Here is a 23,455-nt window from a genome sequence, read left to right on the forward strand (position 1 = left end):
TTCTGTCAAGACTAAACTCAGACCATCGACCGGATCGGGGACCCATGCTCGGCAGTACAATCCAACAGCGCCTCGACCGAGAGGTGCAGGGCGAAACGCGCTTTGATGCCTTTTCGCGCGGGCGGTATGCGACCGATGCCTCGATCTATCAGATCATGCCTGCGGGGGTGCTCATTGCCAAGGTGCCGGGGGATATTCTGGCCGCATTGGACGCTGCGCGTGAGGCGGGTTTGCCCCTGACGATGCGCGGCGGCGGCACCTCGCAATGTGGGCAGACGGTCAACTCCGGCCTGATCGTCGACTGCTCGAAATACCTAAACCGAATTCTGGAGCTGGATGTCGCGGGTCGACGCGCGGTGGTCGAGCCGGGGATCGTTCTGGACGATCTGAACCGGGCGCTGAAGCCGCATGGCCTTTGGTTTCCGGTCGATGTCTCGACTGCCTCGCGCGCCACGATCGGCGGTATGGTGGGAAACAATTCCTGTGGCTCGCGGTCGCTGCGCTATGGCACGACACGGGACAATGTGGAGCGGATCGAGGGGTTTCTGGCCGATGGGACGCCGTTCGATTTCGGCCCCGGATCGGGCAATCGCGTGCCAGAACCCCTGTTGCGGCAAATGCTCGATCTGGGCGCACGCGAGGCTGAGGAAATCGCCGCGCGGTTCCCCAAGGTGCAACGCCGTGTGGGCGGATATAATATCGACGCACTGGTCCCCGGTGAGAGGCCCATCAACCTTGCGCATCTGCTGATCGGGTCCGAGGGAACGCTGGCCACCTCGACTGCTATCGAAATCCGGCTCTCACCGCTGCCGTCGAAAACCCGTGTGCTGGGCGTCTGCCATTTCCCCACCTTCCGCGCCGCGATGGAAGCGGCCAAACGGCTGGTCGAGCTGGGGCCGACGTCGGTCGAATTGGTGGATAACACCATGATCGACCTTGCGCGCGCCATCCCGCTCTACGCGAAAACGCTGGAGCAATTCGTGCGCGGCGCACCCGCCGCGATGCTGCTCGTTGAATTCGCCGATAGCCCGCCGGAGAACGAAGAGAACATGCGCCGTCTGGCCGATACCATGTCGGACCTTGGCTATGGGTTTGGCATGGGGGGTGCCCATGAGGGCGGTGTGGTCGAGGTCTGGGATATGGCCCTTGCCGCCGAGATTGGCGAGCTGCGCAAGGCGGGGCTCAACATCATGATGTCGATGAAGGAGGCGGGCAAACCTGTGTCTTTTGTCGAGGATTGCGCCGTGCCGCTGGAGCATCTGGCGGATTATACTGACCGGCTGACAGAGGTGTTCCATAGCCACGGCACCACCGGCACATGGTATGCCCATGCCTCTGAGGGGTGCCTGCACGTGCGCCCCGTCCTGAACCTTAAGCTGGAGCAGGACGTGCGCAAGATGCGTGACATCGCTGAAGCCGCGTTTGAGATGGTGAGGCAATATAAGGGCTCGCATTCCGGCGAACATGGCGATGGGATCGTGCGGTCGGAGTTTCACGGCGCGATGTTCGGTCCGCGTATCCTGAGCGCGTTCGAGGAGGTCAAGGCGGCGTTCGATCCCGACACCCGCCTCAACCCCGGCAAGATCGTGCATGCGCCAAAAATGGATGACCGCAGCCTGATGCGCTATCCGCCGGGCTATGATTTCGTCGATCTGAAAACCGGCCATGACTGGTCCGCCTGGACCGGCAAGGGCGGCGGATTCCAGGGCGCGGTCGAGATGTGCAACAACAACGGGGCCTGTCGCAAACTGGCAGGCGGTGCGATGTGCCCGAGTTATCGCGTGACGCGCGACGAGCGGGACGTGACGCGAGGCCGCGCGAATACGCTGCGGCTGGCGCTGTCGGGACGGTTGGGTCAGAACGCGCTTTTCTCTGACGAGATGGCGGAAACGATCAAGCTCTGCGTCGGGTGCAAGGCCTGCAAGCGCGAGTGCCCGACCGGCGTGGACATGGCCAAGATGAAGACCGAAGTGCTGTATCAGCGCGGGCAAAAGCTGGGATTCGGCCTGCGCGCACGGCTTATTGCAGAGATGCCACGCTATGCGCGGTTTGCCGTGACGTTGCGCGCCCTCATCGCGTTGCGTAACCGTGTGCCGATGCTTGCCGCCTTGGGTGAGCGGATCACAGGGCTGGCGCGGGCGCGCTCTCTGCCGCTCTTCCGGGGAGATTTTTTCAAGGATTCAGAGGTCAAACGCGCCCGGTCTTCGGCCAAGGCGGGCAAGGTCATCCTTTTTACCGACACGTTCAATCGCTGGATGGAGCCAGAGATTCCCCGCGCCGCGCTGCGCGTGTTGACGCGCGCAGGCTATGAGGTGATCACCGCCCAATCGCCCGGTCGCCCGCTCTGCTGTGGGCGGACCTATCTGGCGGCGGGCATGATCGACAAGGCCCGCGCCGAAGCGAAGCGCACGCTCAATGCGCTCTTGCCCTATATTCGCGCAGGCGTGCCGGTGGTGGGCCTGGAGCCGTCGTGCCTTCTGACCCTGCGCGACGAGTTCCTGACTTTGCTGCCGGGTGAGGACACGCGTTTGCTGTCGGAGAACGCCTATCTCTTCGAAGAGTTCATCGCCCGCGAATCCCGGGCGAACAAGCTCAACCTGCCCCTGTCCGATCTCGGTCGGGCAGCCCATGTGCACGGCCATTGCCATCAAAAGGCGTCGGGGGTGATGGGCGATATGGCGCAGGCTCTGGCGCTCATCCCCGGTCTTGACCCCAAGACCATCGAGAGCAGTTGTTGCGGCATGGCGGGGGCCTTTGGCTATCAGGCCGAGACGATCGATATCTCGCTCAGGATGGGGGAATTGACGCTCTTGCCCGCTGTGCGCGCCGCTGCCCCCGATGACCTTTTGATTGCCAATGGCACCTCTTGTCGTCACCAAATCTTCGACGGGACCGAACGTCGCGCGCTGCACATTGCAGAAATCTTCGACAGAGCGTCGGAAACTACTGTAAGGGAGGGCCGAAATGATGGATGACCATAGTCAAGAGCCCCCCATGACCGCCCTCAAACCCGATCCAATCGGACGAACAGCGCTTGCCGTCGAGATTTCCAACCGCCTGCGCCAGATGATCCTCGAGGGTCAATTGCAGCCCGGTGAGAAGATCAACGAGAAAGTTTTAACCGAGCAATTTGGCGTATCGCGCACGCCGCTGCGCGAGGCGCTAAAGGTGCTGGCCGCCGAAGGTCTGCTCGACCTCATCCCGCATCGCGGCGCGGTCATCACCCGGCAGAGCGAGGCTGAACTGGCGGAGGTATTCTGCGTGCTGGCCGCTCTGGAAGGGCTGGCAGGGGAATTGGCGGCCGAGCACGCCAGTGAAGACATCCTTCACGAGATCGCAGATATGACACGGGCGCTGCGCCGCACCTTTGACGAGGCAGACCGCCCCACTTATTTCCGGATCAATCAGGCAATCCACAAGACGATCCTCACTGCTGCGGGCAATGATATGCTGCTGCGCTCGCATGAATTGCTGGCCTATCGCGTGCAGCGGGCGCGCTATCAGGCCAATCTGACTGCGGAACGCTGGCGCGCGGCAGTCGAGGAACATGAGGCCATCCTAGAAGCGCTGAGCAGGCGGGATGCCGAACGCTGTGGCAAGCTGATGAAGGACCACCTCTTGCGCAAGTTCGCCTCGATCAAGGCCAAGACGCAAGGATGAGCGCAAAGTGTTTGAGGGGGAGCGATGCCTGCGCGCCACGTGCCCCCTTAGGCCGATCTGAACCGTCCCGGCGCCATGGCTGCCAGAACATGATCCGGCACCTCGGGTGGGTTCCCTGCAATCAACGCCGCCGTCAGCCGTGAGAGCGCAGGCGCGGTCTGCACACCGTAGCCGCCCTGACCCGCAAGCCAGAAAAACCCGTCCGCCTGCGGATCAAACCCCACCACTGGCGTGCGGTCTGGGGCAAAAGTGCGCAGGCCCGCCCAACTATGTTCAACCCGTGTCACCGGCATGCTGACCGCCTGCTCGAACCGATAGAGCCCCTCGGCCAGCACCATGTCATCAGCCCAGGCATCATGGGGTTCGACCGGGTCTTCATCGGCGGGGGAAACCATCAGCTTGCCGGCCTCGGGTTTGGCATACCATGTCTCTGCGATAGAGCCGAAGATCGGCCAATGCTCGGTTTCATAGCCCTGGGGTGCCGGAATGATCGCGGCGGAGCGCCTGTAGGGTTGCAATCCTGCGCGCGGCACCCCAGCCAAGGCTGCCACCTCATCCGCCCAGCCACCCGCCGCGTTGACGATGATCGGCGCGCAATGCTGTCCCTGTGCGGTTTCGATCTGCCATAACCCGGCGCTCTGCGACAGGGCTGTGACCTCAGCGTTGGTCACGATCTGTCCGCCCCGCGCCCGCAGCATGCGCGCATAGCCTTGCAACAAGAGGTCCACGTCGATGCCACGCGCGCCGCGTTCGATCATCGCACCCGCGATGCGGTCAGCGCGCAGAATTGGGACGATTTCGGCGGCCTCTTTGCCGGTCAGACGGTCGATGCCGGTCGAGCCGTCGAGATAGGCGTCGAGGATCGGCAACTCTTCCTCGGAGGCGACCATCAATTCGCCGCGCGGGCTGAGTAAAGGTTTATCGCTGATCTCGCCCGGCTGCTCGAAAATCGGTTCGGCCACGGCGTTGAGTGCGCGCAGGGTGGCATTGCCGTAATTGCGGATAAAGATGGCGGCAGAGCGGCCAGTGGCATGATAGCCAATCTGCGGTTCCTTCTCGAGCACGAGCACAACCGCACCGCCGCGCGCAAGCTCTGCCGCCGCGCTGATTCCGGCGATGCCACCGCCGATCACGATCACATCGGTCACGGTCACGCCCCCTCAAAGCCTGTCAGGACCGAAGTCAGATTCTGACCCAGCTCCGCGCAGAGATACCCGCCCTCTTGCACAAAGAGGGAGGGCAACCCAAGCCCAGAAATCGCCGCGCCAATACGCCCAAATCCGGGCGTGGTGATTGCCAGTCCCTGAAACGGATCGCCCTCATAGGCATCAAGACCAAGGGCCACGACCACCACATCGGCCCCGAAATTCGTCACCCGCTCCAGAGCGATGTCGAGTGTCTGCAGATAGGCATCGTCATCGGTGCCACGCGGCAGCGGCAGGTTGAGGTTATAGCCCATGCCGCGTCCTGTGCCGCGCTCGTCCGCATGCCCCCAGAAAAAGGGATAGAACCGCGCCGGGTCGGCATGGATCGAGACGGTCAGCACATCGTCGCGGTCGTAAAAAATGCCTTGGGTGCCATTGCCGTGATGCACATCGACATCGAGGATCGCCGCGCGCAGGCCATATGCGCGCAACCGCTCTGCCGCGATCCCGGCGTTATTGAGAAAGCAGAACCCCCCCGCCAGATCGCCAAAGGCATGATGCCCCGGCGGACGGCAGAGCGCATAGGCGGACCACTCTCCGTCGACCAGCAGATCCGCGCCAGTGACAGCGGTTTGTGCCGACCAGTATGCAGCCTCCCATGTGCCTGCCCCAATGGGGCAGGCGGTGTCAGCCTGATGGTAGCCCGCCTGCCCTACTGCAGATTTGGGGTAATTATCGCTGCGGTTGGCGGGATGTATGTTGGGGATCACCTCTTCTCCCGCGCCGTCGATATGCTGCCACCGCGTGTGGATGTTGCGCAGGAAGGTAACATACTCTGGCGAATGGATTGCCGCGATGGGGCCAAGCCCGGCATCGTCGGGCGACACAAAGTCACAGCCAGCCGCCTTGGCCCCGTCCGTCAGTCGCGCGATGCGCTCGGGCTGTTCCGGGCTGGGTTTGATTACTCCGTTGGCCATGAAATGCTTGGGATCGTGCTGCCATTGCCGCGCGTCAAAGATTGCCTTCATCCGTCCTCTCCCATCAATCTGCGCATGGCCGCCTGTGGCAGGCGCATCTGTGTCACGTGATCTTGTGCTTCGAAGCCCAGCCGTTCGTAGAACCGGCGCGAGGCGGGCGTATGGGCATAGACCGCCAGCATCATCCATTCCGCGCGCCAGAGTGCGCCCGCGCGGCGCGCCACCTGAGATAGGAGTGCGCGGCCCAACCCCTTGCCGCGCACTGCCTCCGTAACCCAGAGGTCAGAGACATAAACGCCCGCCGCCCCGCGTACGGTGGAAAACATCGGACCAAAGAGGGCCGCGCCGATTAGATCGTGCTCTAGCGCAAGCAAGCCGTAAGCCGCCGGAATCTCGCCCGTCAGACCGGCGCTTAATGCGTCCAGCCCAGCGCTATACGGGTCGCCCAAATCCGCGCTCAGTTCGCGCAAGGCCGCGTCCAGCAAGGCCAGATCATTCTCAGTTTCGACCATCCGAAATTCTACCATTGCTCAGATTGCCACCCGGTCAGCGCCCTTGAGGCCCAGCAGCGCGCGCGCCTCGTCGGGGCTAACCACTACCCGGCCCAACGCCTCGACGATCCCGCGCACCTTGGCGACCTGTTCGGCGTTGGAGCTTGCCAGAGTGCCACGCGCAATGGTCAGGCTATCTTCAAGCCCCACACGCACATGCCCGCCCATTGCTGCCGCCTGTGCCGCCATAGGCATCTGATGCCGGCCGGCGGCCAGCACGGAAAACATATAGTCGCGACCAAAGAGCTTGTCCGCGATGCGCACCATATGCGTGAGGTTCTCAGGGTCCGCGCCCATGCCGCCCAGAACACCAAAGACGAATTGAATGAAATAAGGCGCGCGGATCAGCCCGCGATCCGCGAAATGCCGGAGCATGTAGAGATGGCTCAGGTCGTAGCATTCAAATTCGAACCGCGCACCGCGTTCCTGGCCCAATTCGGTCAGAATGCGGGCGATGTCACGAGGGGTGTTCTTGAACACCAGATCGTCAGAGCCTTCGAGAAACGGTTTCTCCCAATCATACCGCCAGTCAGTGATACGTTCGGCCAAGGGGTAGAGGGCGAAATTCATCGTGCCCATGTTGAGTGAGGCCATTTCTGGGGCTGCTTTCTTGGGTGCTGCAAGCCTTTCATCGAGGGTCATTGTCGCACTGCCCCCGGTCGAGAGGTTTAGCACCGCATCGCAGCCCTGCTTAAGGCGAGGCAGGAAGGCGCGAAAATGCTCGGGATCAGCCGAGGGCCGCCCGGTCTGAGGATCACGGGCGTGCAGGTGAAGGATGGCCGCCCCGGCCTCGGCCGCCTCGATCCCGGCACGGGCGATTTCGTCGCCGGTGATCGGCAGGTGTGGCGACATGGAGGGGGTGTGGATCGAGCCTGTGAGCGCGCAGGTAATTATGATCTCGCGCATTACACGGCTTGCTCCAGCGCGGGGCGGATTTCGTCGGTAAACTCTGCCAGCGAGGCATCCAGCATTTCGGTGATCTCGTCCAGATGCGTCTCGGTCACGATCATCGGGGGGGCAACGATGATGTGATCCCCCTCAATCCCGTCACGGGTGCGCCGCGCATAGACGATCAGTCCCTTGTCATAGGCGATCTGCACAAAACGGTCAAAGGCGCGCAGGGATTTGGGCAGAGGGGCCTTGGTGCCGCGATCCGCCATGAATTCGAATGCCGTCAGCAGCCCCTTGCCGCGCACGTCGCCGATGATGGCATAGCGCTGCATCAGGCCGCGCAGGCGCTCTTGCAGCTGGTCCCCCATGCGCGCGGCATTGCCCACCAGATCCATGCGCTCGATCTCGTCTATCACGGCTAGACCGGCGGCGCAGGCCAGCGGATTGCCAGCGTAAGTAAAACCATGCAAGAAGCCGCCCGCGTCCAAGACCGGCTCGACCAGTCGCTCATGCGCCACCATCGCGCCAAGCGGCACATAGCCAGCCGCAAAGCCCTTGGACATGACGACGATATCAGGGGCGAGGTTCCAATGCTCTGAGGCGAGGAACCTGCCGGTGCGCCCGGCCCCGGTCATCACCTCGTCCAGAATGAAGAGCACGCCGTATTTGCGGCAAATCTCCTGCACCCTTTCCATATAGCCGCGCGGCGGCACCAGCGCGCCCGTTGAGGCACCGCCGATGGGCTCAACCACGAAGGCCAGCACGCTGTCGCGGCCTTCCTCCAGTATCTTGGCCTCCAGCATGTCCGCGTAATGATGGCCAGTGGCCTCATCCTCGGGGTCCAACCCATCAAGGTAAGCGCGCGGCGCGGGGATTTTCGGCATTGCCTGCATCAGCGGCGCGAAGGCTTCGGTCAGCGGCGCGTAAGAGGTGATGGCGAGCGCGCCGAGGGTGCAGCCGTGATACGACGGTGCGCGGCTGATGATTTTCCAGCGGCTGCCTTCTCCGATTGCCAGCGCATATTGCCGCGCCAATTTGATCGCCGATTCCACCGCCTCGGACCCGCCCGAGACAAAGAATACCCGGTTCAGCCCCTCAGGGCAGAGTGCGGCGGTCTTGGCGGCAAGTTTCTCTGATGCCTCGGTCTCGAAATGCAGGCGGTAGCCAAATGTGGATTTCTCCATCTGGCGGCGCATCGCCTCGAGCACATTCTCATTCGAATGCCCGATGTTGCAGACCATCGCGCCCGATGACCCGTCCAGATAGCGTTTGCCATCCACGTCCCACATATAGACGCCGCGCGCCTGATCGAGCACCGGCTTGCGCTCGCGCCCCTGATAGAAAAGGTGTGAGGGTTTCACGTTCATAATCTTACCCCGGTAACGCCGCACAATCCTGCGGGCGCAAATGCAGATGGACCGCCTCACCCGCTGCAAACGGGTGGTCGTCGATCATGTTGATGGCTTGTAACTGCACCTCACCCGCGCGCACGAAATACCGCACCGCCTGTCCCTGATAATCCACCGTTTCCACGGTGGCGGGAACAGAGATTACACCCGCAGGTGCGGGCGCTTTTGAAAGCAGAAGCTTTTCAGCACGCACCACCAGCTTTGCCTTGCCAGTGCCGGTCAGGTTGGGGGCCTTGGCGGCAGGGACGGTGACACGACCAAAAACGGCATCCTCAACCACGATCGTCGCGCCGTGCTCGATGCAACGTCCCTCGGAGATGTTGGATGCGCCGAGAAAGTTCGCCACGAATTCCGAGGCGGGGGTGTTGTAGACCTCTTCAGGCTTGCCCACCTGTTCGACGCGCCCCTCGGACATCACGACGATCAGATCGGACAGTGCCAGCGCCTCGGATTGGTCATGGGTGACAAAGACCGTGGTCACGCCGATGCGTTCCTGAATGCGTTTGAGTTCTACCCGCATATCCTCGCGCAGATTGGCATCGAGCGCCGAAAGCGGTTCGTCCAAGAGCAAAACGTCTGGCTCGATCACGATGGCGCGCGCGAGTGCGATGCGTTGTTGCTGCCCGCCCGACAGTTCCTTGGGGTAGCGGTCGCCGACATGGGGCAGTTGCACGAGGTCGAGGGCGTCGCGCACCTTGGCCGCAATCTCGGATTTCGTCACATTGCGGTATTTGAGGCCAAAGGCCACGTTCTCGGCCACGGTCTTGTGCGGGAAAAGGGCGTAGTTTTGAAAGACGAGACCCAGATTGCGCTTGTGGATGGGCACATCGTTGACCCGCTTGCCCCCAATGAGGATTTCGCCTTCGGTGGGATCGAGAAGACCGGCGATCATCCGCAGATTGGTCGTCTTCCCACAGCCAGAAGGGCCCAAAAGCGTGACAAATGCGCCCTCCGGGATTTCCAGCGTGGTGCGATGCACGGCAGTAAAGGTGCCGAACCGCTTGACGATGTTCTTCAGGGTGACGGCGCTCATTGGCGGGGTCCTTTTGAGTCACGGGCCGCGCCCCGATAAAGGGGCGCGGCAAGGGGTTAATACCCGCGTTGGACGCGGCTGAAGGTTTCGGACCATTCGGCCTCGTTGCCATTCCAATAGGTCGGGTTGGCAAAGGTGAGCGACGCCAGCGTGCCCGTCGGATCAAAGGCGGGCAGCGTCGGGATCTTGGCACCCAGATCGACCTTGGTTCCGTCGAGAGCGGGCGGATAATTCTGCCCTTCGGCCACAGCAATCGACGTTTCGGGCGCCAGCATGAAGTTCAACAACTCCTCGCAGGCCTCGACCGGGCTGCCCTTGAGCACATGCAGACATTCCTGCCAGGCAAAGCTGCCGGGGGCGTCGTAATAACCGATGTCGTGACCTTCCTGTTGCAAGGCGGCGATGCGGCCCGACCAGCCTTCGGTGACGTAGATTTCCTCTTCTGCCAGAAGGCTCATGAGTTCTGCGCCCGAGGACCAGTATTTCAGTGCCAGATCACGGTGACTGCGGATCGCATCCCAGACCGCTTCCATATCCTGAATATTGTTTGGGTCTTGCCCGGTCTGCAACGCGCCGTACCAGACCCGCGTGCGCCAATCCGTCCAGCCGCCGATCTTGCCTTTGTAGGCCTCGTCGATCAGGATCTTGGCACCCTTTTCCTTCATCTCTTCGTCGGAGATATACTTGCGGTTATAGGCAAGACCCGTGGTGCCGTAGTCGTAGGGCACCGCCGAGAGGTAGTCCGGCGTGACGCCGCGGAACGCGTTGGTCAGCGCATCCATCACCAGCGACATGTTGGGGATATTGTCGAGGTTCAACTCGACCGTCAGGCCGAAATTCACATAACGGGCATAGTCGAACACGCCCGACAGGTGCGCGATGTTGTACTCACCCTCCTGACTGGAGCGGACCTGGGCCAGATATTCATCGCCGCCTGCAAATGTGCCATCGACAACGGTAATCCCGGTCTCTGCGGTGTAGGGGTCAAACGCATATGTACGGAATGCTTCGGACACGACACCGCCCCAGCCGTCAAACCGGACCTGTTTCACATCCTGTGCATGGGCGAATTTGGCAAAGGGCGTCTGCACGCCGTAAGCGAGGCCCGCAGCACCGATCAGGCCCAGAAAATTGCGCCGGTCCAGATCACCATTGCGAAAGCGATCCAGCAGTCGTTCGTAACGTTTGGTATTATCCATTTCTCAGGTCTCCTTGTTGAATGTTGGGGCGGTTCTCAGGTGCCGCCTTTCATGGCGAGTTTGCGGGCTACCGCTGCTCCCAGCAGCGGCAGGCCCACGGTCATCACGATCATCACCGTGCCCAGCGCGTTGATTTCAGGGCTGATCGAATTCCGCAGCATCGAGAAAATCTGCGTCGGCACGGTCTCGACCCCGCCGGGTTTCCAGAAGAGTGTGCCGGTGATGTCGTCAAAACTGATGGTAAAGGCAAAGAGCGCGCCTGCCGCGACGGCGGGCAGCATCAACGGCAGGGTCACCGAAAAAAAGGTCTGCACCGGCGATGCGCCGAGGCTGAGCGCCGCTTCTTCCATATCCCGCTTGATGCTGACAAGCCGCGCTTGCACGACGAGGATCACGAACGGCAGGGTGAATATCACATGGCCAGCGAGCAGCAGCGCAAAGCTCTTGCCGATGCCCAGCCAGTTGAGAAAGAGTAAGAGCGCCACCGCCAGAACCACCTCTGGCACAAGGATGGGCGCGATCAGCAGCGTGGTGATCGCGTTGCGGCCGGGGATGTTGTAGCGCACCAGAGCAAGGCTCGCCAAAATCCCCAGCGTGGTGGAAATCACCGCCGTCATCAGCCCCAGCACAAGCGAGGTGCGAAAGGCGCGCATCACCGCGTCATTGTTCCACAATTCCTGAAACCAGTGCAGCGAGACGCCGGTCATCGGAAAGCTGCCAAACTGATTGGCGTTGAAGGACAACAATACCACCACTGCCACCGGCAGGAACATGAAGCCATAGACCACAATGGTCCAGGCGCGGATGATCTGCCAGCCCATCAGCCTAGTCCCTTGGCCAGTTGCGCCATGCCCAGGTAGCGGTTGTAGATCGCCACCAAGAGGCCCAGCACGATCAACAGCAAGAGTGACAGCGCCGAGCCGAGTGGCCAGTTCAATTGTGTGATGATCGCCTCGAACACAAGATTGGCGAACATCGCATCGCGCGGCCCACCGAGGATGACGGGCGTGATGTAGGTGCCCGCGCCCAGCACGAAGCACAGCAATCCTCCAGCCGCGAGACCAGGTAGAGAAAGGGGCAAGGTGACTTGGGTAAACGCCTGCCACCGGGTTGCCCCGAGGGAATTGGCGGCATCCTCAAGGTTGGTGTCGATGCCCTCAAGGCTGACGTAGACATTCAGCACCATGAAGGGCAGCAAGAAATGCACGAGACCGAGGATCACCGTGGCCTCGTTATAGAGCATCTGGATCGGCTCGCTGATGATCCCAAGAGACATGAGCAAGGAATTGAGCGCACCCGACGTGCCCAGAATGTTGATCCAGCTCATCGTGCGGATGATATAGCTGATCCAGAACGGCAGCATCAGCAAGAGCAGCAACACCATCTTGTTGCTGCGTGACCGGGCGATGAAATAGGCCGCCGGATAGCCCATCAGGGCACAAATCACCGTGGTGATCGCCGCTATTTTCAGGGTGTTGAGCAGGATGTCCCGGTAAAAGCGATCGGTGAGCGTCTTTTGCCAGTTGTCGAGGTAGAACCCAACCGTATCTGCGCCCATGGCCGAGCGGAGCCAGAACGAATAGACCACGATGAACATCAGTGGCACGAGCAAAAGCAGCGCCACCGCACCTAAGGCGGGTGACAACAGAATCCACGGCTGCCTCGCTTCGCGGGCCTCGACCGACATGCATCGCCCCTTCACGCTTTGCCCATGATGTCCGGGCTTGCGAGCAGGGTGCAAAGCAGGCAATCATTAATCAAATAGATAATAGGAATTGTCACAATAGATGCAGCCTATAGAGGATCGCAACAGCCCCGAACGCATCATGCGCGAGATGGATTGGAATCTCTTGCGCACCTTTGTCGTGCTGGCGCAGTCCACCTCCGTCACAGACGCCGCGCACCGCTTGCGTCTCACGCAGCCTTCTGTGTCTACGGCGTTGAAAAGGCTAGAGGATCGGGTGGGTAAGCGCCTTATCCATCGCGCGCCGGGGCATTTCGCCCTGACCGAGGCAGGCGAAGTTCTGTATCGCGAGGCGCTGGATATCCAAGGCTCTATCCTGCGCCTTTCGACCCTCATGCGCGATATGACGGATGAGGTGACGGGTCACGTGCGGCTGTCGTTGGCCTCTCACGTGATCTGCCCGGTTTTTGATCAAGTGCTGGCGGAATTTCACGCCGAGAACCCGCGCGCGACGCTCGCCATTGAGGTGCATTCCTCGGCGCAGGCGATTGAAACGGTGTCGGCGCGTTCGGCCTCCTTTGCCATCTGCCTCGTGCATCAGCGCAATCCCAAGCTGGAGTACATGCGGCTTTATCGGGAGTTCTTTGGCCTCTTTTGCGGGCCGCGCCATGCGCTCTTTGGCCAGCGCGATCTGACGCGCGCAGATCTTGCCGGGCGTTCTGCGGTCAGCTTTGAGACGGACCGTTTGCAGGACGCGCTGAAACCCGTGACCCTGATGCGGGCGCAGGCGGAATTGGGGGATCAGATCATCGCCACCTCCAGCCATCTGGAGGAAGTGCGCCGCATGATCATCGCGGGGATCGGTGTGGGTCCGCTACCCCTGCATGTGGCGGCCCGCGATGTTCAAGACGGGCTCTTGTGGCAATTGCCGCCCTATGACCAGACGGCGGCGGTGGATGTGCATGTGGTCTGGAACCCGCGCGCCGTGCTCAATCGTGCGGAACAGAGCCTGCTTGACCGCCTGCTGGCCCGGATCGACGCGACGCCCATAGAGGATCGGACCTATCGTTGATCGGTCGTCTGTCATAAAACATTCACAAAACCGTCACACTTCACAACTCCTGCCCAGCGCCCCCTTGCGCCGCTCGGCCTCACAGGTCACTCTCGGTGCTTTCAGAGTCCAGCCGGAGCATGAGCCACAGCCTTGGAAAATCCCAACCTTACGCTTTTCTTTCTTCAGATCGCTGGGGCGGCGGCGCTTCTGATTTGGTCTGTGCGCCTCGTCCGCACTGGCGTGGAACGTGCCTTTTCCGCTCAGTTGCGCCTTTGGCTGCGCCGTTCAGGTCAGAGCCGAATTCTTGCGGCCTTGACCGGCTTGACCTCGGCCATGGCTCTGCAAAGTTCAACCGCCGTTGCCGTTCTCACGGCCAATTTTGTATCCTCAGGCGGCATCGCTGTAGCGGCAGGGCTGGCAATCCTTTTGGGCGCTGATCTGGGCTCGGCCTTGGTCGCAAAGCTGCTTTTGGTACGCCAGACTTGGCTCATCCCGGTTCTCTTGCTGGCGGGAGTGGTGATGTTCCTGCGCGGGCATCAGAAACGTGTGCGACAAGGTGGACGCATCCTGATCGGGCTGGCGCTGATCTTTGTCTCGCTGGACATGCTGCGCGCTGCAACTGAGCCGTTAACCGAGAGTACAGCAGCGGTCGCAGCCATGCAGTATCTCGGGCGCGACACACTCACCGCTTTCGTAATCGGCGCTATTTTTGCCTGGATCGTCCATTCCTCAGTGGCCGCCGTGCTGCTGTTTGTAACCCTTGTGCTTCAAGGGCTGATGCCGACCTCTGCCGCGACCGCGCTGATCCTCGGGGCAAATCTTGGCGGTGCCTTTATCGCCTTTGCGCTGACACTTGCCGCTGATGTCGAGGCGCGTAGATTGATCCTCTCCAATCTTATATTGCGCGGTGGGGGTGCAGCACTGACGTTGGCCGCCCTTACGGCCCTTCAGCCACCGATGGGCTGGCTCGGGGCAACTCCGGCAGCGCAGGCTATTCACCTGCATATCCTGTTTAACCTTGCGCTGCTTTTATTGATCCTGCCGTTTACAAGCACAGCTTCGCGGGCAATCGGTGCATTTATTCCCAACCCAAGCACAGCTTCAGCACTTGATCACATCACCGCGCTTGATCCCGGCGCGCTTGGCGCCCCGGACCGAGCCCTGTCCTGCGCCACGCGCGAGGTGATCCGTATCGGCGAGTTGGTCGAAGCGATGCTACGACCGATCCCGGCACTCTATGCGCAGTGGGACGACACCACAGCCGAGGCCATCACCGAAACCCATGGTTCTCTGCGCAAACGCCACTTCGACACCAAACTCTATCTTGCGCAACTCAACCGCAACGGTCTGAACGAGGAGCGAAGCCAACGCTCGATGGACCTTTCTACGATCGCCACCAATCTTGAAGCTGGGGGGGACGCCATCGCGACCACCATGTTGAGCCTCGCCCGTCGCCTGAACAGCGAAGGCGTGCAATTCTCGCGCCCCGGATGGCAAGAAATCTGCGATTTCCACGACCGGGTTCTGGCCAATGCACAGCTCGCGCTCAGTGTGATGATGACCCAGCATCCTGACGATGCCCGCGAATTGGTGGCCGAAAAGGACAGTATCCGCACGCTCGAACAAGAATTGCAACGCGCCCATCTCGGCCGCCTGCGCGAAGGCTTGGCCGAGAGCATTGAAACCAGCAATATCCATCAAGAGACGTTGCGCGCGCTCAAACAGGTGAACACCAGCTTTACCATGGTTGCCTATCCAATCCTGACAGAAACGGGTGATCTGCTCTCCAGTCGGATTTCCTCGCGCGGATGATCCTTTCTCCTGACCCGGAAACTCCGGGGCCACTGCCGCCTGACGATGCACGCGGAAAAGGCGTGGTCAGCAAAATTGATTCAACCAATTGGAAAATTGGTGTACGCTTCGACCTGTCCCTTATTCCGGGGATACGATCCATCACCCAATTCAGGAGACCGGTTTTGAACGCAGACAAATCCCCCGGCACGCCGGTCACTCTAACCCTGTCGATTGACGGGGCCGCGCCCACGACCAAGACCTGTGATCTTCTGGTCATTGCCTGCGAGCCGCGTAACCTGAGCAGTATCTGCGATTACACCGCGACGGAACAAGCCGTGTTTGGAAAGCTGTGCAATTTCACCTTTCACACCACGTTGGTGCGCGTAACGGTCCCCAATCCTGCCCCGACGTATGGCATCATCCTCGCCCCCACGGAAATTAGCGCGATGGCAGGCCATGTCAGCGGCTTTCGTAACGAGACAGCCAAGCAATTCTCGCTCGAGACCGCAAACTCCATGACCGAGAACCTTGTCACCGTCTATCAGTTGCAGGGGCCTACCGATACGCCGATGACCGAAGCCGAGTTTCTCGCAAATCTGGAACAGACCCTGCCCACACTCGACTGGTGGCCCTATCCCGATTACGAGATCGTCACCGACAGCGCGGGCGCGACGGTTGATCTGCGGACGCCCTATTTCGACCATTTCGACATTGATGGGCTGCGCGCGGGCGGGCCTTGGAATTACCTGAGCCTTCAGGGCAAGAACAACACCCTCTTTGTGCATGGCTCGACCTGTTTTGAATCCGTGCTGCAATGCTGGCAGTACGGCGGGCTCTTACTGGATCACCAGGAAAAGCTTGGCTGGTCGCTACCCACAGACAAGACGGCACCGATCATCGTGCTGGGGGCCGGTCCCTCTGGGATGATGTTCGCGCATCGTCTGCAAGGGTTGGGATACACCAATGTCGAAATCCTCGAGTCCTCAGCGCGTTTCGGTGGTAAGACGCACACTGTCACTTTTGATGCCCCCTCGCCCGATCGTCAGCCGACGGCCTGCGAATTAGGCACCTGCTATCTCTCGCCTGCCTATGATCATATGGCGGCAGATTTCGCCGCCAGTGGGTTCATGGAGGGCAATATCCGCGAGGGCATGTATCTGACCGCCGACCATCAGGACCCGGCGGGCCACACCATCCGCGCCATGGTGACGACCGGACAGTTTCCCGGCGTGCCTGCCCCGGCGACGTTGATGGATTATGACGAGTACACCCTGCTCAAGGGGTATTACGAGGCCAATCAACCGTTTGCCGATCCCGAAACCTGGATGGCGGGGTTCGATGCGGACAAGGTCAAGGCCGAGATTTTCGTGCGCCTCGCGGAATATGACGTCTTGCTGGCGCTCTATCGTGGCCTGACCCTGCCGATGCCGCTGAGCGCGCCGACCGAGTTACTACAGTATGACAGCTTTTACGACTTTCTCGCCAAGAATGATCTGCTCATCCTCACCGGTATGTTGGAATACGCCTATTCCGTTCAGGGATACGGCCCGTTGAAACAGATTCCTGCCTATTACGGTATGATCTGGATTTCACTTCCTTTGACGCTTGGGCTGATCTTTAGCGACAAACCGGCCGTAACCGTCCTGTCAAAAGGTTGGCTTGATATCTGGACTCAGATGGCACCCACACTAGCTATCACTTTAAATGCTCAGGTGACAAAGATCACCCGCATGGCCTAGAGATAGGACGCGGAAAGGGCACCGCGACAAAGGGGACAAAGGTGAAGACGCTGGAGCGCAGGGCGACAACCATCGCTGCCGCTGATGTGGTGGGGTTCTCTCGTCTTGTTGCGATGGACGAAGATGCGGTATTTGACCGCCTTCGGCGGCTGCGTCAGAACATAATCGACCCGGCTATTGCCACGCATGGCGGACGCGTCGTCAAATCCATGGGTGACGGGCTGCTCGTTGAATTCCCGGGTCCGACCGCTGCGGTATATGCCTCTCTTTCGGCACAGCGTGCGATTGCCGCACATGAGCTGACTCAGTCAGAGGATCTGCGCATTCGTTTGCGGGTGGGCATCAATCATGGCAGCGTTCTGATAGACGGATCTGATGTCTTGGGCGATGTGGTCAATATTGCGGCCCGGCTCGAAACACTGTCGTCCCCCGGCGGCATCTGCGTGTCACGCACGGTGCGCGATATGCTGGCTCAAGATGCCAGTCTGAGCATCACTGGACAGGGCATGCAATATGTCCGAAACATCCCAACACCAGTCGAGGTCTGGCATATCGCCACAGGGGTCGAGGCAGAGAGCCGCAGCACCGTAACCCAGAGCGCTGATCGTCCTTCGGTCATCGTCCTGCCGTTTGATAACTTGTCGTCTTCCGTCGAGGACGGCTTTCTCGCCGATGGGATCGCCGAGGATCTGATCAATGAGCTGTCGCGCTTTCGTTCGCTCTTTGTGATCGCTCGCGGGTCCTCCTTTGCCTACAAGGACCGGGCACAGGACATGCGCCAGATCGCGCAGGACATGCGTGTGCGTTACGTGGTCAAAGGGTCCGTGCGCCGCGCGGGCGCTCGTCTGCGTGTCACCGCGCAACTGATCGAGGCCGAGACAGGCCATCAGATCTGGTCTGATCGTTATGACCGTGACATGGCCGATCTCTTTGCGCTTCAGGATGACATCACGCGCTGTATCGTCACCGGACTTACCCCCGAAATCGGTGCGCATGAACGCGCAATGTCCCGCGCCAAACCGACCGAGAGCCTTTCGGCCTGGGAAATGTGCCAGCGTGGATTGACCGAGATCGACATGCGGACCACCGGCGGCATTCGCAATGCGACCGCCCTTTTTCACGCTGCAGCCGAGGCCGATCCGACCTATGCGCTGCCGCATGCGTTGATTGGTCGGGTGCATGCGGTGCGCATCTATTCCGGCCGGAGCCGCAATCCCCGCGAGGATGTGATCAAGGGTATGTATCACGGCAATCGGGCCATCGAACTCGATGATCGGCTTGAACTGGGCCACATCACCCTAGCACAGCTCTTGACCCTACAAGGGCAAGAGAAGGACGCCCGCGACGCCCTGGCCCGCGCGCGCGCCCTCAATCACAATGACGCGCTGGTTTATAATGCGCAGACCTTTATCAACCTCTTTCAAAAGACCCCCGACACCGCAGAGATGGAAGAGGCTGGGTTGGAGGCCATTCGCCTCAGCCCGCAAGACCCGATGCTCTGGTCGTTTTACTGGATGCTCGCCGTTGCGATCTGGATGCGCGACATGACCTTGGGTGAGAACATGCGCAAATATCTCGAACCAGCGGCGCGCAATCCAGGGGCCGAGGCCTTTGTGCATTCGGCCTATGCCGTCCTGTCCCTGCGTGCGGGCAACCGGGGTACCGCTCAACGAGCCTTGGAGCAAGCGCTCACTGTGCGTCCTGATTTCACACTTGAGGTGATCAAATACGGTTTTCACTTTCCAAAGTGGCCCGCGCTGGTCGCAGGTATCAAGACCGATTTGGAAACCCTAGTCGCCATGGGACTCCCGCGGCGTTGATGCATCAGCCTGTACGATGTGCTAGACTTTCGGAATTACCGCTCGACCCAATTTGGTTCAAATCGCGTTTCTGTCGGAGAACCGTTGCACTGATAGCTCCGCCTACACGCCCGCGCCGCGAGGTGTCACATGACGAGCATTTTCAACCTAAGTCTTTTTTTGATCTTGTTTCAGATCAAGCATTACCTTGCCGATTTTCAGCTTCAGACCGGGTGGATGGCTGCCAACAAGGGACGCTATGGTCATCCTTCCGGTGTCCTTCACGCCGGATTGCATGGCGCATTCAGCCTGCCCATCCTGCTCTGGTTCGGTCTGACTTGGAAATTTTCTCTTGGACTCGCAATCGCGGAAACGGTCCTGCATTATCACATCGACTGGGCAAAATCCCGCGCTGTTCGCCAGAACGGTGTTGATGATGCTGACCCGCGTTTCTGGCATTACCTTGGTCTCGATCAGGCCGCGCATCAGCTCACTTATGTGGCGCTCTTTGCCATCGTCGCCAGCCGCGCAGCCTGAGCATGTCAGGCCGCGCGGCAGTCGAACTTAGTGGCCAAAGGACAGACCCATATCCCAGAAACTCACCTCAAGCCGCGTGGCGGTGGTGAAGCGTTGGCAGAGGCGCGCCCAACCCGGCGTGCTCTGCGCTCCTGCACCCAGACGGCGGGCCACAGCCCCATCAAACAGCGCGCCCGCATCACGGCACACCTGTTGATAGGCATCACCTGCATAGGTGTTGATCCAATCGGCATAGGGATGATCGGCCGCAACCGGACCCAACCGCGCGCCAATCTCGCCATAGCCCATGACACAAGGGGCAAGCGCCGCCAGCAGATCGAGGAAGTTGCCGGAATGCCCGGCATCGAGCACATAGCGCGTATAGGCCAGATTGGAGGGATGCTCTTCGGCGCGGTAGAGGTCTGCCTCGCTCAGCCCCGCCTCGGCACAGGTTTTCACATGCAGGCTGAGTTCGTGATTGACCAGCGCATTCACCGTGACGGCACAGGCGCGCATTTCCTCGAGAGCATCAGCCTTGGTTACGGCCAAGGCCCAGGCCCGGGCGAAATGGATGAGAAACACGTAGTCCTGCACCAGATAGCCTAGAAACGCCTTGCGTGGCAGCGTGCCCTCGCGCAGCCCCTCGACAAAGGCGTGATGGGTGTAATCCTGCCAAACCGTACCCGCCGCATCGCGCAGGCGGGGAAAGGTTGCTCCGTATCCTTGGGTCATTCTGCGTTCAGGTCCATGGCCAGCCCGGAGACAGGTGTTGCATTCTCGATCATCCCGGTGTCGAGCAGGAATTGTTCGAACCGCTTGTAGCGCGCGTGATCAAGGGCCGCGGGCCGGGTGGCAAAGCGCGGAAAGGTGTCAATCCACGCCTTTTCGTTCAACTCATCCTGCAATTCGGGCGAGGTGCCTGCGAAAATCTCCCAGCTCTCTTGCGGATGGTTCATGATGTATTGCGTCGCACGCTCTGTGGCATGGAGAAAGCGGCGGATCATGTCGGCGCTCATCGTGTCGGGATTGGCGACATAGATCAGCTCGTCATAGGCGGGTACGCCCTCTTCCTCGATGTAGAAACAGCGCCCCGGAACGCCCTCGATCTCCATCTGATTGAGTTCAAAATTGCGATAGGCGCCGATGACCGCGTCCACTTGGCCAGACATAAGCGAGGGCGAGAGTGACCAGTTGACGCTGACCAGTTCAATGTCGCTCAGGCTATGGCCATGCTGCGCGAGAATGGTCGAGAGCAAAACCTCTTCGACACCCGCCACCGAGAAGCCCACCTTGCGACCTTTGAGATCGGCCGTGGATTTGATCGGCCCATCCTCGAGCACCAAGAGGCAGTTGAGCGGCGTGGCGACCAACGTGCCAACGCGGCGCAGCGGCAGCCCGTTCTCGATCTGCATATGCAACTGCGGCTGATAGGAAATCGCCAGATCAGCCTGGCCGGCAGCGACCATCTTGGGCGGGTCAGAGGGATCGGCAGGGGCGATCACCTCGACCTCAAGTCCAGCGTCTTGGAAATAGCCCAGTTCCTCGGCCACAATGATCGGGCCGTGATCCGGGTTTATGAACCAGTCGAGGATCAGGGTCATCTTGTCCTGCGCCAAGGCTGGACTCGCCATCAGGGCAAGGATCAGGGTGAGGTGTCTCATGTGTCAGTCTCCTGTTGAACGTCGCCAAGGGCGATCAAGGCAATCTCTCCGTCCCAATAGGCGCGCAATCGCGTCGCGGCCTGCCAAGACCGCAGGCCGGAACGGCAGGCGAGCACGGCACGCGCGCCTTGGGGGCGGGTGTCGGGGTTATTGAAATCGGGGACGCAGCGGCGGATGGCGTTTGGCAGCGCGGGACCGCTCTCAGTCTCGGCGCGCAGGTCGATCAGCCAGTCGTCGGGTGTGATCTGACCGGTCGCGATAAAGCGGAAACCGTTCTCTGGCTCGGGCGCACCATCAAAGCGGAAACCGCCAAAGCGATGGCCAATCGCCTCGAACGTCACGAGTTGACCAAGCGGATCAGGCTCTATTCCGGCCAAAACGGCCAGTGCCATCTGCGCCTGAAGGCTACCTATGACGCCAACCGACGGGCCCAGCACGCCATCGGCATCGCAACTGCCCAGCCGGTCGGGCAAATCCGGGAAAAGCGCGCGCAAAGAGGGCGCGCCAGCGCAGAAGCCGCCCACATAGCCAGAGGTGCCAACGATGGAGGCGCTGATCAGCGGCTTGCCTTGCGTCAGGCAGGTGTCGGACAGCACATAGCTCGCCGCGAAACTGTCAGCGCAGTCGAGAACCAGATCGGCGGCAGCGACATAGCGGGGAGCGTTTAGCGGATCAAGCGGCTCTAACACGGCGGAAATCGTGCAATCCGGGTTGAGAGCGGTCATATGTGTGGCCGCAACCCGTGCCTTGTGTTTGCCGATATCCGCCATGCGAAACAGCGTCTGACGGTGCAGGTTGCTGAGGGAAACGTGGTCACCATCCATCAACGTGATCCGCCCGACGCCTGCACCCACGAGGTAGTGCAGCACCGGCACCGCCAGCCCGCCTGCGCCCACGACCAGCACATGCGCCGCGGCCAGCCGGTCCTGCCCCACGGTCCCGAACTCGGGGAGGGCGATCTGACGCGCATAACGACTCATCCAGTCACGTCCAACCATTGCCGCACCCGAGCTTCGGGGTCAGGGTTGAGGGTAATGTCCGTCACGGCAGAGACCACATCCGCCCCGGCGCTCAACGCGCCTTGCGCACGCTCCACCGACATGCCGCCGATTGCGATGAGGGGGATATCACCGATCAGGTGCTTCCATTCCGTCAGCTTGCCCAGCCCTTGTTCGTGCCACTTCATCTTTTTCAGGATGGTCGGATAAACCGGACCAAGCGCCACGTAATCAGGGGCATAGGACAGCGCGCGGTCCAGTTCGGCATGGTCATGGGTGCTAAGCCCGATCTTGATCCCGGCGCGGCGGAGCGCAGGGATATCGGCGGTATCGAGATCCTCTTGCCCCAGATGCACCCAAGTGCAGCCTGCATCAATCGCCGCCTGCCAGTGATCGTTAACCACGAGAATTGCACCATGGGCGCGGCACAGACCCTGTGCCAGCGCGATTTGCTGTTTCAGCATGCCGTTGGGAACATCCTTGATCCGCAATTGGACCAACCCCACGCCGAGCGGCAGCAGACGGTGCAACCAGTCGGCGTGATCGAAAATCGGATAGAAACGCGGCAAGGTCATCAGGTAAAGGCCCTCCCCAGAACGGGGGTCGAAGGTGCCGCCATGTCGCGCGGCTCCATCGGGTCGGCTTCAAAGGCCAGCCGCCCGGCCTCTAGCGCGCGCGCGAACCCTTCGGCCATCATGGCCGGATCGCCAGCCTTGGCGACGGCGGTGTTCAGAAGAACGGCGTCATAGCCCAGTTCCATCGCGTGCGCCGCCTGTGAGGGAAGGCCAAGGCCAGCGTCGATCACCAAGGGCAGATCGGGGAAATGCGCGCGCAAACTGCGCAATCCATAGATATTGTTGAGTCCCAGCCCCGTACCAATGGGTGCGCCCCAAGGCATCAGAACCCGGCACCCGGCCTCGACAAGCCGCTCGCAGAGCACGAGATCCTCGGTGCAGTAAGGGAACACCTGAAACCCGTCCTCAGACAGGATTCGGGCCGCCTCGACCAATCCAAAGGGGTCGGGCTGCAGGGTGTCGGCATGGCCGATTACCTCTAGTTTGATCCAGTTGGTGTCAAAGATCTCGCGCGCCATTTGCGCCGTGGTCACCGCCTCGCGCACCGAGTGACAGCCGGCCGTATTGGGCAGGACGTGCACGCCTAGTTCGCGGATCATGTCCCAGAATGCCTGTCCCGCGCGGTCGCCCCCGGACTCCCGGCGCACCGAAACGGTGGCGATGCCCGCGCCAGAGCGGCGGAACGCCTGCGCGAGGATCGCCGGCGACGGGTATTGCGCAGTGCCCAACATCAGCCGCGATGCGATCTCGGTCTCGTAGAAAACAGGCAT

At 60.9% G+C, this 23,455-nt stretch carries 21 protein-coding genes; 7 read left to right on the forward strand and 14 right to left on the reverse strand.

Annotation, left to right across the window (positions count from 1 at the left end):
• The first annotated feature begins 44 nt into the window (after positions 1–44).
• Together ROS217_RS05435 and ROS217_RS05440 are read left to right on the forward strand one after the other, a co-directional pair.
• The gene (locus tag ROS217_RS05435; protein WP_009816679.1) at positions 45–2,975 is read left to right on the forward strand and encodes an FAD-binding and (Fe-S)-binding domain-containing protein; all 2,931 of its coding nucleotides are present in this window, start codon (positions 45–47) and stop codon (positions 2,973–2,975) included.
• 19 nt (positions 2,976–2,994) lie between these two features.
• Positions 2,995–3,660, forward strand: coding sequence for a GntR family transcriptional regulator (locus ROS217_RS05440; protein WP_040650375.1), 666 nt, complete (start codon positions 2,995–2,997; stop codon positions 3,658–3,660).
• 47 nt (positions 3,661–3,707) lie between these two features.
• Here the strand turns inward: ROS217_RS05440 and ROS217_RS05445 are convergent, their stop codons facing one another.
• Genes ROS217_RS05445 through ROS217_RS05485 form a run of 9 tightly spaced genes read right to left on the reverse strand, consistent with a single transcriptional unit; the run spans position 3,708 to position 12,552 of the window.
• The gene (locus ROS217_RS05445; RefSeq protein ID WP_009816681.1) at positions 3,708–4,814 is read right to left on the reverse strand and encodes an NAD(P)/FAD-dependent oxidoreductase; all 1,107 of its coding nucleotides are present in this window, start codon (positions 4,812–4,814) and stop codon (positions 3,708–3,710) included.
• Positions 4,811–5,833, reverse strand: coding sequence for a histone deacetylase family protein (locus ROS217_RS05450; protein ID WP_009816682.1), 1,023 nt, complete (start codon positions 5,831–5,833; stop codon positions 4,811–4,813). The genes ROS217_RS05445 and ROS217_RS05450 overlap by 4 nt, the downstream gene beginning before the upstream one ends.
• Complete coding sequence (locus ROS217_RS05455; protein ID WP_009816683.1) at positions 5,830–6,294, reverse strand: GNAT family N-acetyltransferase; 465 nt, start codon at positions 6,292–6,294, stop codon at positions 5,830–5,832. The genes ROS217_RS05450 and ROS217_RS05455 overlap by 4 nt, the downstream gene beginning before the upstream one ends.
• Before the next feature lie 18 nt (positions 6,295–6,312).
• Complete coding sequence (locus tag ROS217_RS05460; RefSeq protein WP_009816684.1) at positions 6,313–7,239, reverse strand: 3-keto-5-aminohexanoate cleavage protein; 927 nt, start codon at positions 7,237–7,239, stop codon at positions 6,313–6,315.
• Positions 7,239–8,591, reverse strand: coding sequence for an aminotransferase family protein (locus ROS217_RS05465; protein ID WP_009816685.1), 1,353 nt, complete (start codon positions 8,589–8,591; stop codon positions 7,239–7,241). Before ROS217_RS05465 ends, ROS217_RS05460 begins: the two co-directional genes overlap by 1 nt.
• A gap of 4 nt (positions 8,592–8,595) precedes the next feature.
• On the reverse strand, positions 8,596–9,666 hold the full coding sequence (locus ROS217_RS05470) for an ABC transporter ATP-binding protein (RefSeq protein WP_009816686.1): 1,071 nt from the start codon (positions 9,664–9,666) through the stop codon (positions 8,596–8,598).
• Positions 9,667–9,722: 56 nt separating this feature from the next.
• Positions 9,723–10,865, reverse strand: a complete 1,143-nt coding sequence (locus tag ROS217_RS05475; protein WP_009816687.1) for an ABC transporter substrate-binding protein — start codon at positions 10,863–10,865, stop codon at positions 9,723–9,725.
• 35 nt (positions 10,866–10,900) lie between these two features.
• Complete coding sequence (locus ROS217_RS05480; RefSeq protein WP_009816688.1) at positions 10,901–11,686, reverse strand: ABC transporter permease; 786 nt, start codon at positions 11,684–11,686, stop codon at positions 10,901–10,903.
• Complete coding sequence (locus ROS217_RS05485) at positions 11,686–12,552, reverse strand: ABC transporter permease (protein ID WP_009816689.1); 867 nt, start codon at positions 12,550–12,552, stop codon at positions 11,686–11,688. The genes ROS217_RS05480 and ROS217_RS05485 overlap by 1 nt, the downstream gene beginning before the upstream one ends.
• 100 nt (positions 12,553–12,652) lie before the next feature.
• Here ROS217_RS05485 and ROS217_RS05490 point away from each other — a divergent pair, with 100 nt between their 5' ends.
• From ROS217_RS05490 to ROS217_RS05510, 5 genes are all read left to right on the forward strand, one after another.
• On the forward strand, positions 12,653–13,621 hold the full coding sequence (locus ROS217_RS05490; RefSeq protein WP_009816690.1) for a LysR family transcriptional regulator: 969 nt from the start codon (positions 12,653–12,655) through the stop codon (positions 13,619–13,621).
• Positions 13,622–13,753: 132 nt separating this feature from the next.
• Positions 13,754–15,415 (forward strand): Na/Pi cotransporter family protein, encoded by a 1,662-nt coding sequence (locus tag ROS217_RS05495; RefSeq protein ID WP_009816691.1) that lies wholly within the window; start codon positions 13,754–13,756, stop codon positions 15,413–15,415.
• Between the two features lie 164 nt (positions 15,416–15,579).
• Entirely contained in the window at positions 15,580–17,136 is a 1,557-nt protein-coding gene (locus ROS217_RS05500; RefSeq protein ID WP_157046554.1) for an NAD(P)-binding protein, read from the forward strand.
• A gap of 41 nt (positions 17,137–17,177) precedes the next feature.
• On the forward strand, positions 17,178–18,956 hold the full coding sequence (locus ROS217_RS05505) for an adenylate/guanylate cyclase domain-containing protein (RefSeq protein ID WP_009816693.1): 1,779 nt from the start codon (positions 17,178–17,180) through the stop codon (positions 18,954–18,956).
• A gap of 129 nt (positions 18,957–19,085) precedes the next feature.
• Positions 19,086–19,472: a DUF3307 domain-containing protein gene (locus ROS217_RS05510; protein WP_009816694.1), complete on the forward strand. Its 387-nt coding sequence runs from the start codon at positions 19,086–19,088 to the stop codon at positions 19,470–19,472.
• 27 nt (positions 19,473–19,499) lie between these two features.
• Here ROS217_RS05510 and tenA read toward each other — a convergent pair whose 3' ends face one another.
• Genes tenA through ROS217_RS05535 form a run of 5 tightly spaced genes read right to left on the reverse strand, consistent with a single transcriptional unit; the run spans position 19,500 to position 23,455 of the window.
• Positions 19,500–20,183, reverse strand: coding sequence for a thiaminase II (gene tenA / locus ROS217_RS05515; protein WP_009816695.1), 684 nt, complete (start codon positions 20,181–20,183; stop codon positions 19,500–19,502).
• Positions 20,180–21,112: an ABC transporter substrate-binding protein gene (locus ROS217_RS05520; protein WP_009816696.1), complete on the reverse strand. Its 933-nt coding sequence runs from the start codon at positions 21,110–21,112 to the stop codon at positions 20,180–20,182. The genes tenA and ROS217_RS05520 overlap by 4 nt, the downstream gene beginning before the upstream one ends.
• Positions 21,109–22,092: a HesA/MoeB/ThiF family protein gene (locus ROS217_RS05525; protein WP_009816697.1), complete on the reverse strand. Its 984-nt coding sequence runs from the start codon at positions 22,090–22,092 to the stop codon at positions 21,109–21,111. The genes ROS217_RS05520 and ROS217_RS05525 overlap by 4 nt, the downstream gene beginning before the upstream one ends.
• Entirely contained in the window at positions 22,089–22,685 is a 597-nt protein-coding gene (locus tag ROS217_RS05530) for a thiamine phosphate synthase (RefSeq protein ID WP_009816698.1), read from the reverse strand. Before ROS217_RS05530 ends, ROS217_RS05525 begins: the two co-directional genes overlap by 4 nt.
• The gene (locus tag ROS217_RS05535; protein ID WP_009816699.1) at positions 22,685–23,455 is read right to left on the reverse strand and encodes a thiazole synthase; all 771 of its coding nucleotides are present in this window, start codon (positions 23,453–23,455) and stop codon (positions 22,685–22,687) included. Before ROS217_RS05535 ends, ROS217_RS05530 begins: the two co-directional genes overlap by 1 nt.

Source organism: Roseovarius sp. 217 (assembly GCF_000152845.1).
Taxonomy (GTDB): domain Bacteria; phylum Pseudomonadota; class Alphaproteobacteria; order Rhodobacterales; family Rhodobacteraceae; genus Roseovarius.